This window comes from Nodosilinea sp. FACHB-131 (genome assembly GCF_014695395.1).
Classification (GTDB): Bacteria; Cyanobacteriota; Cyanobacteriia; order Phormidesmidales; family Phormidesmidaceae; genus Nodosilinea.
Map to the genome: position 1 here is coordinate 45613 of NZ_JACJOF010000034.1, position 11635 is coordinate 57247.

The following is an 11635-nucleotide window of genomic DNA, read 5'->3' on the forward strand; positions in this document are numbered from 1 at the left end:
CCTGTTTGCTTGCGCTCAACTCCATTTGGGCAAACGCCGTTTGCCCCTACCACCATTTAGCTGGGTCTCTTGGTCAACGACCTCTATTTTTCTAGGCGCACTACGTACCACTGCATGGCTTCACCAGGGCTGAGTTCTAGCTCGCAGGCGGTATCGCGCAGGTACAGGGCCTGTTCGGCAACGGTGGTGAAGCGTTGCAGGTCGCGGGGTAGGTCGTGCTGGCGATCGCCCAGCAACTCCGTCAACCGCTCTAGCAGCTCCTCGGGGGAAAGAAATTCTTCGGCGGCACCGGGCATGAGCACGACGAACATCTCTTCCTGGTACATAATGACATCGGGCATGGTGTTGCTCCTGAGGGGTTCAGTTTGATCCTAAACGGATTGGCTCTCTTAGATGGCGGTGGCGATCGCATTTGTCCACTCCTCCCCAAACCCTTCAGCCTCAAACGCTTCAGAAGCAGGCAGGAGTTTGATAGGAAACTGTGAACTTCCGTGGGTAAATCGCCCGAATCTTTGGATCCGATGGTAGGATAATGAAGCATTCACCGAAATCCCGACCGGATTACCGGTGAATTTTCGGTTTTGTCACTGTCCGAGCTTTCCGGGAATAGGCCGCTACGCGGTGCCATTGCCTGGATTTTTCTGTTTTAACGGTTATCGCCTGCCGCTATGGTTCAGACTCCTATCAAACCCAACTCTGCCGCCCCTGGGCCTACCCCTTCCAAAATGGAGGGCATTAAAGAAAACAGCCGTTTTTTGCGCGAGCCCGTGGCCAGCGAGCTGCTGCAAGATACCACGCACTTCTCTGAACAAGCCACTCAAATTCTCAAGTTTCACGGCTCGTATCAGCAAGACAACCGCGACAATCGCGCCAAGGGCCAAGAGAAGGACTACCAGATGATGCTGCGCACCCGCAACCCTGGCGGGTACCTTTCTCCTGAGCTCTATCTCACCCTCGATCGCCTGTCGGATGAGTATGGCAACGGCACCCTGCGTGCCACCACCCGCCAGGGCATCCAGCTCCACGGCGTACTGAAGCAAAACCTCAAGGCCACTATTGGGGCGATCGTGCGCAACATGGGCTCTACCCTAGGGGCCTGCGGCGACCTCAACCGCAACATCATGGCTCCCCCAGCTCCCTACAAAAACCGGCCCGAGTACCGGCTGGCCCAGGAGTATGCCAACAACATCGCCGACCTGCTGCGGCCGCAGACCGGGGCTTACTACGAAATTTGGCTAGATGGTGAGAAGGCGGTCTCCGTCGAAGAGCATCCCGACGTAGTAGCGGCCCGCCAGCGCAACGGCAATGGTACCGTCGTGCACAACAGCGAAGAGCCGATTTACGGCACCCACTACATGCCCCGCAAGTTCAAGTGCGCGGTCACGGTGCCTGGCGACAACTCCATTGATGCCTACACCCACGACGTCACTCTGGTCGTAATCACCGATCGCTCTGGGCAGCTGAAGGGCTTTAACGTGCTAGCTGGCGGCGGTCTAGGCCGCACCCACGGCAAAGAAGAAACCTTTGCTCGCGTGGCCGACGAAATTGGCTACGTTGACAAAGCCGATGTCTATGACTTGATGAAGGCGATCGTAGCGACTCAGCGGGACTATGGCGATCGCCACGATCGCCGCCACGCCCGCATGAAGTACCTGATCAACGACTGGGGCGTCGAGCGCTTTCGTCAGCAGGTCGAAACCTACCTGGGCAAACCCCTCAAGCCCTTCAAAAAGCTGCCCAAGTGGACCTTCTACGACTATCTGGGCTGGCATGAGCAGGGCGATGGCAACTGGTTTGTGGGCGTGCCCGTAGAAAATGGCCGTATCATCGATCGCCGTGAAGGTATTCAACTCAAAACGGCGCTAAGGGAGATCGTGCAGCGGTTCAACCTGCCGATGCTGATTACCCCCAACCAGAGCGTGCTGTTCTACGAGGTCAAGCCTGAAGATAGAGCTGAAATTCAAGCCATTCTCACCCGCTGCGGCATCGCAACCGAAACCGAGATTGACCCCCTGGTGCGCTACGCCATGGCCTGCCCCGCCCTGCCCCTTTGTGGTCTGGCGGTGACTGAGTCAGAGCGCATTATGCCCACGGTGCTGGGTCGCCTGCGTGCCCTGCTTACCAAGCTGGGTCTTGAGGAGGAGCACTTTGTCGTGCGCATGACCGGCTGCCCCAACGGCTGCGCTCGCCCCTACATGGCAGAGCTGGGTCTGGTAGGCAGTGCCCCCGAGTCATACCAAGTCTGGCTAGGGGGTTCGCCCAACCAGACTCGACTGGCTCGCCCCTACCTAGAGCGTCTCCACGACAACGACATCGACACCACTCTGGAGCCGCTGTTTGTGTTCTTCCGCGACGGGCGCAAAAAGGGCGAAAGCTTTGGGGATTTCTGCGATCGCGTCGGCTTTGAAGCTCTGCGGCAGTTTTCTGCCACCTACAACGCCGATCAATACACCCCACGCCACACTAAAGAGGGGCGGCACCGGCTGAGCATTTCCCACGATTTGTTCATGACCCTGCAATCCACTGCCGACAAAGAGGGGCGCCCCATGGCCCAAGTGATGGCTGATGCCCTGGCGGTATATCTGCAAAAGCCGGTACCTAGGGACTAGTGCAAAAAAGGGGATGGATCGTAGATTCATCCCCCTTTTTAGTAGAGTTGAGCACCAAGGGGTTAGGTATCTAGGGCAGCTAGCAAATTTTGCTGGCATAACCCAATAGGTACCTGACCCCTAAATTTGTGAGCCTATGGGTTGGCTGCGATCGCGCAGTACCTACACCACCATCGGGCAGGCTACCACGAGCATCAGGGTTGCAGCGGCAATGATTTTGAACCAAGCAACACGAGCAGTGTTCACAACTGGTTCGCCTGACCAGATATGACATCGCTTCTGCCTGCTTAACAGCAGGCAATTTTTTTGCTCAGATTCGCGACTTGGCAAACCACCAATTTGCAGCCTCGAAGATTACGCCTATTCAGCACCGATAAATGGACTCAAACTGAATACTTTTCAGCGGCGCAGGTAGAAATTTGAGCATTGCAGAGGTTGTCGCTGGGCGATCGCCCCTAGCCAAACTGCTTCTTGGCCGCTTCGTAGACCTCGACGGTAATCTGACTCATGCTCTGCTCTTGAGCAAACTTCTCAATTTTTTTGCGGGCAGCAGGGCGCACAAAGAAGGGAATCTCTTTGAGGCGGGCTTCAGCGTCGGCAGTCCATTCCATAGGTAGAGGCGCAATTTTGCGTAGAGCTTCAAACTTCTTTACGATATCAGGGGTTAGAGACATCTTTGGCCCAAGGTTTAATTTCGCAACGATAGGGCTGTAAGCCTTGCCTCACCCCGCGCAGATTCTTCCTGGGTAGAAGGAAAGCTAGACTCTAAAATCCTCTCGCCAGAGAGTTTTGGCCTCAGGTATCCAATCGTGTTTGTTAAATAAGGAGATCGCAGTGATCAGGAAACTCTTACTCGTCATGCTAGCCGCCGTGATGACCACGCTGGTGGCAGTGGGCCTATCCTCCGAGGCCAAGGCCAATATCGTGGCTGAGCCAGTAGTCTATAGCCTGGATGGGCAAACCTTTGAGGGCTATTTGGCCTTCAACCAAAACTTTGGCGAAACCCAGCCCCTGGTGCTGCTCGTTCACGATCGCGATGGTCTAGGTGACTATGAAAAACGCCGCACCCAAATGCTGGCTGAACAGGGCTATGCGGCCTTTGCGGTAGACCTCTTTGGCCAAGGTGTGCGGCCTACCAACCCCGACGAGGCGCGGGCCCAAACCAGCACACTTTATGGCGATCGCGCTACCCTGCGTGCCCGTCTGATGGCCGGCCTAGCTCAAGCCCAGGCCCAAACCGGAATCGATAGTAGCCAGGTCGTGGCGATCGGCTACTGCTTTGGCGGAGCCGCCGTGCTTGAAATGGCCCGCGCCGGTATGGATGTGGATGGTTTCGTGTCGTTCCACGGCAGCTTTGAAACCCCTGAAGGGCAAGATTACAGCCAAACCCAGGGCCGCATTCTAATTCTGCACGGCTCGGTCGACAGCGCCGCCCCCATGGCCGACGTGGCCCAGCTAGCGACCGAACTCGACGCCGCCGAAGTTGATTTTGATATGGAAATCTATGGTGGGGTTGACCATGCCTTTACGATCTGGAGCGATGCCAATCGCTACGACGGCCCCGCCGATCGCCGCTCGTGGCAAACCCTAATGACTTTTCTAGGTGATGTTTTGGGCTGACGCTGTAGCGCGGCGACCATCATCTCTCAACGCAGAGTATTTTTATCAAACCCCCGTAGGCTGAGCCTACGGGGGTTTTTGACGTGTTGAAGATGTCTCTAGTCAAAACGAGGACTTTAGGCGCAAAGGCTAGCGAGAGCTGCACGTTTACCCACTCTTAGGACTTGGTAGCGGTCGACTGAGTTTGGGAAAACTGGGCTGGAACAACCACTTTTTTCAGCATTTTGGATTGCAAGGAGCCCCTATGATAGCTACCAAAACTCAGCACCGGTTGGTCACGCGCAGCGATTTTGATGGTCTCGTATGCGCCGTCCTAATGAAGGATATGGATCTGATTGACGACATTATGTTTGTGCATCCCAAAGACATGCAGGATGGCAAAGTTGACGTCAATTCTAACGATATCACTACTAATTTGCCCTACGTTGAAGGGGTACATTTAGCGTTCGACCACCACTCCAGCGAAATGCTCCGCAATCAGGGACAGCGGGACAATCACATCATCGATCCCCAAGCCCCTTCGGCGGCGCGAGTGGTTTACAACTACTATGGTGGGGCTACCCGCTTTCCCGCTATTTCAGACGAAATGATGGTGGCAGTAGACCAGGCTGATTCAGCACAGTATGCCAAAGAAGACGTGCTGCATCCCAATGATTGGACCCTGCTGAATTTTTTGATGGATGCGAGAACTGGACTAGGGCGATTTAAGGATTTTCGAATTTCGAATTACACCCTGATGATGCAGTTAATTGACTACTGCAAAAATCACACGATCGCCGAAATCTTGGCTCTGCCCGACGTGAAAGAGCGGGTAGAACTCTATTTTGCCCAAGAGCCTGAATTCAAAGCCCAAATTTTGCGCTGCGCTACGGTACACAACAACTTAGTTGTGCTTGATTTACGGCGAGAGGCCGTGATTCATGCGGGCAATCGCTTTATGGTTTATGCCCTGTTCCCCCAGTGCAATATCTCGATTCATATGATGTGGGGACTAAAGCAGCAAAACACCGTGCTGGCGACGGGTAAATCCATCTTTAAACGCACCTCTAAAACTAATATTGGCGAACTGATGCTGAAGTATGGGGGAGGCGGGCACGATGCCGCTGGTACCTGTCAAGTCGAGAACGAGCGGGCCGAGCAGGTGTTGACAGACCTGATTGCCCAAATTAACGCAGACGGTTAGAAAGCACCTCAAGCATAGATTGACCTTGGTAAGCACACCGGCTAATTGCTGATTTAGCCTATGGATCACAACAATCAGCGGCAGGTGTGCTTCGGCATCATTAAGCCCATACTTCGTTGTATTTTTCAGTCGTTTTCTTCATCAAAAACGACTGCCGACTTTTTCCGACCTATTCCACCGCCGGAGATGGCTACGCTCCAGATAGGCCTTTATCGCTGTCGCTTCAGGTAAGACTATGGATCACTTTTCAACCCTGATATTGCTGCTGCGCGATCGCACCACCTTCCTAGAAGAAGTTCGCCAGGGCAAGAAGATTGAGTCTAAAATTTTGTCGCTGCTGGTAGTCAGCTCGCTATTTTTTGCTATCTATGGAGCCATCATTGGTTCATCGAGTGGCTGGCAACAGCTGCTGGTGTCGATGGTCAAACTACCAGCTCTCTACCTGCTAACCCTGCTCATTTGCTTACCGACGCTGTACTTTTTCGACATCTTATTTGGCTCTAAAGCCGACTTTAAACAGTATGCGGTGCTCAGTCTCACTACCGTTTCGGTAATTAGTGTACTGCTGTTTAGCTTTGCGCCAGTGACGCTGTTCTTTTTAGTCTCCATTCGCAGCTATCACTTCTTTTTGCTGCTAAATGTCGCCATTTTTGGCCTCACAGGCTTCATTGGGGTGAGGCTGTTTTATGCAGGCATTCGCTCTGTGATGGATTTCACTGAGGATACTCCCCAGATTCGCAACCGGCTGCTGCTGTTTTGGCTGACGCTCTATGGCTTAGTGGGCAGCCAGCTAGGGTGGACGCTGAGACCTTTTTTTGGCTCCCCTGATCAACCGTTTCAACTCTTCCGTGAGGTAGAAGGTAACTTTTACTCTCAAGTGATCCGCAGCATTGTTGCACTGTTGTTTGGCACCTAATCGATCGCTGCTACATAGGCAGGGGCAAATAGCCGCTTTTCCCAAAAGAGCCTTTGTATTTCTGATTCATAGTTTTAATTGGCAATCCTTGATTTTGCAAAGACGATGACCTCTGATTTGCAGGCGCTACGCATTACCCGGACTGAACTCGATCAGCTTACGGGTTTAGATATTGACTCGGTCTTTATGGACAGAATGATTCGCCCTTCTGTGTGGCGATCGCGGCGGCAACTGCTCTCTCTTTTTATTACAGAATGCCTAGTACTGGGGACAATTTTTGTAGTTTGTCTGGGGCTGGGCCTGGTGCTGGTGAGTCAGCAAGAGGGCTTTAACCAGTTCGGCGCGCTGCTGCTAGGGATTGCTGGGGCGATCGCGCTCGTCGCTGTGGCCTGGCATCTCTACCAATGGCAGCGCTCTAAAAGCTTTATCACCCTGGCGCGACTGCTGGATGAGTGCGATCGCCACAACGATATTATTCAGGCGATACAAGTAATGGAGGAACTGGAGAAGGCTCAGGGGGCAAGTCAAGGCCTTCAGAACAGTGAGATCCTGGTTGCCCTTCAGTCCACCCGAGACAGCCTGATTTCAGCGCTGATGACCGAAAAAATTTTGCGTCGCCACCGAGCGCTGCTAGAGCGCCGACAGGATTTGTTCACCACTATTGAAACCAACCTGGTGACGCTGCAAACCCTTCAGGTCAACAACCAGGCCAGCGAGTACCGACAGTTCTTGCAGGAGGCGCTAAACATTGGTCTCGCTGTGCAGCGGGAGATGGATGCTAGTTCCTATCTGCCTTCCGATCAGTAGGGTAAGCGGCGACCGCCCTTTGTGACTACGGCTATACATCAAATGCAGAACTTCTATAGGTCCTGAGGCTTTAACCCACCCCTGTGACATGGCTGCAGACGTTGCATCGGGCGCAAAACCTTGCGCCCCTGCCAGTGGCGATTGATTGTCTTCTTGTGGTGGATGCCTACTCCATACGCTCCGCTAGCTCCATCCAGCGCTCGGTGGAGGTGTCGATGGTAGTGGTGAGTTCGCCCAAACGCTCAGACAACTTTGTCACCTCGCTATAGTCACTGGGCGGGTTGCCGTAGAGCTGCTTTTCTAACGCCTCTTTCTCAGCCTCCATGGCGGGAATTTGAGTCTCTAGCTGCTCGTATTCTCGCTTTTCTTTGTAGGAAAGTTTTTTGGCCTTGGCGTCGGCGACTGAGTCTGCCTTGGCCACCGTCTGAGCAGATGCAGCGGCCTGGGCTTTAGTGGCAGCGGCCTGTTTCCCGTTCTCCTTCTGGATGTCTGAGGCCGCTTTTTTGTGGTCTAGATAGACCGAGTAGTTGCCCGGATAATTGCGCAGTACACCGTTGCCTTCAAAGGCAAAGATGGTGTTGACGGTGCGATCGAGAAAGTAGCGGTCGTGGGAGACCACAATCACGCAGCCGTTGAATTCCTCCAGGTATTCTTCCAATACGCCGAGGGTTTGCACGTCGAGGTCGTTGGTGGGCTCGTCGAGAATCAGCAGGTTGGGGGCTGAGAGCAGCACCCGCAGCAAAAACAGCCGTCGCCGCTCCCCGCCAGAAAGCTTCTCTAAGGGTGAGTATTGCTGGTTAGAGGTGAACAAAAACCGCTCCAGCATTTGGGAGGCAGTGATCACGCTGCCGTCGTTGGTAGTGACCAATTCGGCGGTTTCTTTCAGGTATTCGATCACCCGCTGGCTGGGGTTGGCGAACAGGTCTTCGGAGTGCTGGTCAAAGTAGCCGACGTGAATGGTGGCGCCAATATCGACGGTGCCGGTGTCGGGCTCAAGCCGTCCGGTGATCACATTCATTAGGGTTGATTTGCCGACGCCGTTGGGGCCAATGATGCCAATGCGATCGTCGGGGGCAAAAGCATAGGTGAAATCTTTGAACAACAGGCGATCTTCGTAGCTTTTAGAGACGTTCTCCAGCTCGATCACCTTCTTGCCGATGCGGCGCCCGACGGTTGAGATATCCACCTTGCCGAGGGATTCTTTGAACTCGCGGTTTTGCATATCGCCGATGCGATCAATGCGGGCCTTTTGCTTGGTGCTGCGAGCTTTGGGGCCACGCTTCAGCCACTCCAGCTCGCGGCGCAGCACGCCAGCGTGCTTCCTTTGGGTGCTCTGGTCAGCGGCTTCAGCTAACGCTTTTTTCTCCAGGTAGTAGGCATAGTTGCCCGCGTAGCCGTAGAGGTCGCCGCGGTCGATCTCAAGAATGCGGTTGGTGACCTGGTCAAGAAAGTAGCGATCGTGGGTAATTAGCAACAGCGCGCCGCGAAAGCCGCTGAGGTAGCTTTGCAACCACTCCACCGATTCGGCATCGAGGTGGTTGGTGGGTTCGTCCATCAGTAGCGCATCGGGGTCAGCGAGCAGGGCGGCGGCGATCGCCACCCGCTTTCGGTATCCTCCCGACAGATCGCCTACCTTGGCGTCAAAATCATCAATACCTAGGCGGCTGAGAATCGCCTTGGCGCTGCTCTCTAAATCCCAGGCATCGGCGGCGGCAATTTTTTCCGATACTGTCGAGAGCTTAGCCATCAGAGCATCGGCGTCGCCTGTGCCCTGGGCCATGTGGTGGGAGATGTCTTCGTACTCGCGAATCAGCGCCATCTGCTCGCCCGCATCGGCGAAGACCTGCTCTAGGACGGTGCGATCGGCCTCAAAGTCGGGCTGCTGGGGCAGATAGACGATCTTGGCTCCGGGGTTGACCCAAAAGTCGCCACCGTCGAAGGGCTCTAGCCCCGCAATCATTTTCAGCAGGGTTGATTTGCCCGAGCCGTTGGTGCCAATCAGGCCCACCTTGTCGCCCTCATCCAGGCTAAAGCTGGCATCGCGGAGAATTTCCTTAATGCCAAAGTCTTTGGTGGCAGAGCGCAGAGTAAACAGAGTCATGGGCAGCCGGGTCATGAACCCTTAGATCATAGACCCTAGAGTATGCTGGCGGGGAATCCGACAGGTATGCAACCCCATTCAGTAAAATTTCGATAGGCGCATGCGTGGCAGGCTATGAACATAGAATACGACCCCGACGTTGATGCTCTTTACTTACGCCTGGCTGAGGGTGAAATTGTAGAGTCTGACTCAGTAGAACTCGATGTGATATACGACTATGATGCCGATGAGCGAGTAGTTGGAGTTGAGCTGTTGAGGGTAAGCGCTAATCTACCAGAGTTGGCTATCAAGGCTTTTCCGTTTCGGAGCCTAGAGCAGCAGGTGGAATTTATGCGCTTTTTAGAGGCGATCGCCGATGCCGATCTGCAAGCAAAGCTCGCCTTCGCCAGACAAATTTTGCAAAACCAGCAAGCTTTGCTGCAAAGTGCCTGAGGTTAGTTGTTTAGTTGGGCGGTTCAGCGGCAGCGGCTTGGGAACTGGCGGCAGAACCACCCAACAACTGCGGTAGCAGCAACCCCGATCGCGCCTTGTAATCGGCAAACTCGGGATAGCGCGATAGAGACTGATCTTTTTTCCGCATGTTGGGCACAAATACTAAGGCCGCAACCAGACCCAAAATGGCAAAGGGCAACCAGTGCATCGCCAGTAGGGCGAAGGAGAGATAGATCAAGATCTCACCCAGGTAGTTGGTATTGCGGCAGCGGGCAAAAAGACCCTCGGTGATTAGCCCTGGCTGATATTTGAGGGTGAAGTATTTTTGAGCATCGCTGGCGTAGTGCAGAAAGATGCCGAGGATGTTGAGGGCGATCGCCCCTGCAACCAAAGGCAACGGCGGCTCTACCCCCCGACTAATCAGCAAAAAGGGAGCTACCCAATAGAGGCTGATGAACCCAAAGCCAAAAATTCCGGTGGCGAGGGGAATAGTTTGCTCCCACTGCTTGTCGGGATAGAGGCGATCTTTGAGCAGCCACACCAGGCCGTAGGTGCCATGGAGGGCCAGGTAAACCCACGGCCCCACGCCAAAGTTTTGGTAAGCCACCATTAGGGCCACAACGAAAACAGCCGTAGTGCCTTTGTGGAGGTTAATGACGTGCTTTATTTTCATTGCAGTGTCCCTAGATGGCTTCACTATCGTAGCGATGACGAAAATATATCGCTAGGCGGAACAAGGCACACCCCTCGCGCCTATAGGCTAAAGCCACCGCAGGGATGGCCCAAAGAGGTCCATCTTCCAGCGAAGATTCTCTCCGCCAAGACTACGAGATTTTCCTATGACGTTATTTTCCTTGTTCCGCTGCGATCGCATGGGACGACGCTTGCTGATGGTTGGGTTAGCCTGTTTCCTCAGCTTGACCAGTTTTTTAACTATTGCTGTACAGCCGAGTTTGGCCCAAATTCCCTTCGATTCAAAAGAGGCCCACGGTCAAACTAAAGACCAACTCACGGGTCGCACCGAGGGCAAACCGCTGAGTGCCGAAGAACGGCTAAACCGAGCCTATGACATGAGCGAAGCGACAGGCATACGGGAAGAAATGCGCCAGGCTGAGGGCAAAGTTGACCCTGAAGAGGACAATGAAAGCTTGGTTGAAAAGGCCACAGATGCCGTTAAGCGAGCTACGGGAGCATCGGGTAAATCGAACTGAAAGTTGTGATCAACTAACCGCTGATGCCTAAGCATCAGCGGTTACAGCCCCTAGCCTGCTTTTTGGGCGGTCATGGCGTTGCTGATGGAATAAGAATTGTAACGAAAATTAGTGGCACATCCTAGTGCTCTATCAATGCTGAAATTTAGGATGTGCCTATTTTTTGGCATGGTTTTTTAGTGGTGCATTGCTTCGCATTGGCGGAGCCTTGCCTTAGCGTTATGCACCCTACGGACCTATCGTAGTGATGAGGTTGGTGTAGGGGCTAGAACCAGGCACATCAGCGCACCTCCTGCACCCATCGGGTGAGCACTCGCATGAGTTTGCCTGAGCTATGGGGCATGACGATGCTCCACTCGCTGACATGGGCAAAGCCCCGCAGATGAAGCGTTTGCACAATAGTTTCGATGCCTTGAGCGCTGCCAATCACCATCAGATGTACGGACTCACGACCTTCAACAGGCGAATCAGTGGATCGTGGCATGGCAGTAGAAGCAAGGAAAGCAGAGTGACGGAGATGTAAACCAGAAGATTGATGAAGATCAGAAGGGTGGTTAGATCGAGCGACGGGTGGGTGAGTAGCCGGGTGAGCGGGAAGTTGATTTTCTGACATAACTACCTCTAAAGCATGTAACCAAATTGGTATAGCTAAAGCCGGTTAGGTTAGGACACGGCTTGCTTAAGGATTGACTCCATGGCAGCGCGCAAGCCATCGTCATGGGGAAGGAGCTTTCGAATTCGGCTTTTTAACCAACC

General features: G+C 53.9%; 12 protein-coding genes. 7 read left to right on the forward strand and 5 right to left on the reverse strand.

Going from position 1 to position 11635, the window contains the following annotated elements:
* Nucleotides 1-83: 83 nt before the first annotated feature.
* The gene (locus H6F75_RS23185; protein ID WP_190754956.1) at nt 84-341 is read right to left on the reverse strand and encodes a chlororespiratory reduction protein 7; all 258 of its coding nucleotides are present in this window, start codon (nt 339-341) and stop codon (nt 84-86) included.
* Between the two features lie 327 nt (nt 342-668).
* On the opposite strand from H6F75_RS23185, the gene sir reads away from it, so the two are divergent.
* On the forward strand, nt 669-2609 hold the full coding sequence (gene sir, locus H6F75_RS23190; protein WP_190754958.1) for a sulfite reductase, ferredoxin dependent: 1941 nt from the start codon (nt 669-671) through the stop codon (nt 2607-2609).
* Nucleotides 2610-3064: 455 nt separating this feature from the next.
* Here sir and H6F75_RS23195 read toward each other — a convergent pair whose 3' ends face one another.
* On the reverse strand, nt 3065-3220 hold the full coding sequence (locus tag H6F75_RS23195; RefSeq protein WP_190754983.1) for a PCP reductase family protein: 156 nt from the start codon (nt 3218-3220) through the stop codon (nt 3065-3067).
* A gap of 223 nt (nt 3221-3443) precedes the next feature.
* Between H6F75_RS23195 and H6F75_RS23200 the strand changes: the two genes are divergently transcribed.
* From H6F75_RS23200 to H6F75_RS23215, 4 genes are all read left to right on the forward strand, one after another.
* On the forward strand, nt 3444-4229 hold the full coding sequence (locus tag H6F75_RS23200; protein WP_347710697.1) for a dienelactone hydrolase family protein: 786 nt from the start codon (nt 3444-3446) through the stop codon (nt 4227-4229).
* A gap of 244 nt (nt 4230-4473) precedes the next feature.
* Complete coding sequence (locus H6F75_RS23205; RefSeq protein ID WP_190754960.1) at nt 4474-5412, forward strand: exopolyphosphatase; 939 nt, start codon at nt 4474-4476, stop codon at nt 5410-5412.
* Nucleotides 5413-5647: 235 nt separating this feature from the next.
* On the forward strand, nt 5648-6328 hold the full coding sequence (locus H6F75_RS23210; protein ID WP_190754962.1) for an actin-binding WH2 domain-containing protein: 681 nt from the start codon (nt 5648-5650) through the stop codon (nt 6326-6328).
* Nucleotides 6329-6433: 105 nt separating this feature from the next.
* A complete protein-coding gene (locus H6F75_RS23215) occupies nt 6434-7135 on the forward strand; it encodes a hypothetical protein (RefSeq protein WP_190754964.1) in 702 nt (233 codons plus the stop codon).
* A 166-nt stretch (nt 7136-7301) separates the two neighbouring features.
* On the opposite strand, the gene H6F75_RS23220 is transcribed toward H6F75_RS23215, so the two are convergent.
* Nucleotides 7302-9236, reverse strand: coding sequence for an ABC-F family ATP-binding cassette domain-containing protein (locus tag H6F75_RS23220; RefSeq protein WP_190754966.1), 1935 nt, complete (start codon nt 9234-9236; stop codon nt 7302-7304).
* A gap of 114 nt (nt 9237-9350) precedes the next feature.
* On the opposite strand from H6F75_RS23220, the gene H6F75_RS23225 reads away from it, so the two are divergent.
* Complete coding sequence (locus H6F75_RS23225) at nt 9351-9668, forward strand: DUF2283 domain-containing protein (protein WP_190754969.1); 318 nt, start codon at nt 9351-9353, stop codon at nt 9666-9668.
* Nucleotides 9669-9678: 10 nt separating this feature from the next.
* Here the strand turns inward: H6F75_RS23225 and H6F75_RS23230 are convergent, their stop codons facing one another.
* Nucleotides 9679-10341, reverse strand: coding sequence for a DUF1295 domain-containing protein (locus H6F75_RS23230; protein WP_190754971.1), 663 nt, complete (start codon nt 10339-10341; stop codon nt 9679-9681).
* A 166-nt stretch (nt 10342-10507) separates the two neighbouring features.
* Between H6F75_RS23230 and H6F75_RS23235 the strand changes: the two genes are divergently transcribed.
* Nucleotides 10508-10879, forward strand: coding sequence for a hypothetical protein (locus tag H6F75_RS23235; RefSeq protein ID WP_190754973.1), 372 nt, complete (start codon nt 10508-10510; stop codon nt 10877-10879).
* 280 nt (nt 10880-11159) lie between these two features.
* Here the strand turns inward: H6F75_RS23235 and H6F75_RS23240 are convergent, their stop codons facing one another.
* Complete coding sequence (locus tag H6F75_RS23240; RefSeq protein WP_190754975.1) at nt 11160-11363, reverse strand: hypothetical protein; 204 nt, start codon at nt 11361-11363, stop codon at nt 11160-11162.
* Between the last annotated feature and the right edge of the window lie 272 nt (nt 11364-11635).

Excerpts from the sequence above, each read along its gene's own strand:
- H6F75_RS23230 (WP_190754971.1), bottom strand. The coding sequence starts at position 10,341 with ATGAAAATAAAGCACGTCATTAACCTCCACAAAGGCACTACGGCTGTT.
- H6F75_RS23225 (WP_190754969.1), top strand. The coding sequence starts at position 9,351 with ATGAACATAGAATACGACCCCGACGTTGATGCTCTTTACTTACGCCTG.
- H6F75_RS23240 (WP_190754975.1), bottom strand. The coding sequence starts at position 11,363 with ATGCCACGATCCACTGATTCGCCTGTTGAAGGTCGTGAGTCCGTACAT.
- H6F75_RS23205 (WP_190754960.1), top strand. The coding sequence starts at position 4,474 with ATGATAGCTACCAAAACTCAGCACCGGTTGGTCACGCGCAGCGATTTT.
- H6F75_RS23235 (WP_190754973.1), top strand. The coding sequence starts at position 10,508 with ATGACGTTATTTTCCTTGTTCCGCTGCGATCGCATGGGACGACGCTTG.
- H6F75_RS23215 (WP_190754964.1), top strand. The coding sequence starts at position 6,434 with ATGACCTCTGATTTGCAGGCGCTACGCATTACCCGGACTGAACTCGAT.
- H6F75_RS23195 (WP_190754983.1), bottom strand. The coding sequence starts at position 3,220 with ATGGAATGGACTGCCGACGCTGAAGCCCGCCTCAAAGAGATTCCCTTC.
- H6F75_RS23185 (WP_190754956.1), bottom strand. The coding sequence starts at position 341 with ATGCCCGATGTCATTATGTACCAGGAAGAGATGTTCGTCGTGCTCATG.
- H6F75_RS23220 (WP_190754966.1), bottom strand. The coding sequence starts at position 9,236 with ATGACTCTGTTTACTCTGCGCTCTGCCACCAAAGACTTTGGCATTAAG.
- H6F75_RS23210 (WP_190754962.1), top strand. The coding sequence starts at position 5,648 with ATGGATCACTTTTCAACCCTGATATTGCTGCTGCGCGATCGCACCACC.
- sir (WP_190754958.1), top strand. The coding sequence starts at position 669 with ATGGTTCAGACTCCTATCAAACCCAACTCTGCCGCCCCTGGGCCTACC.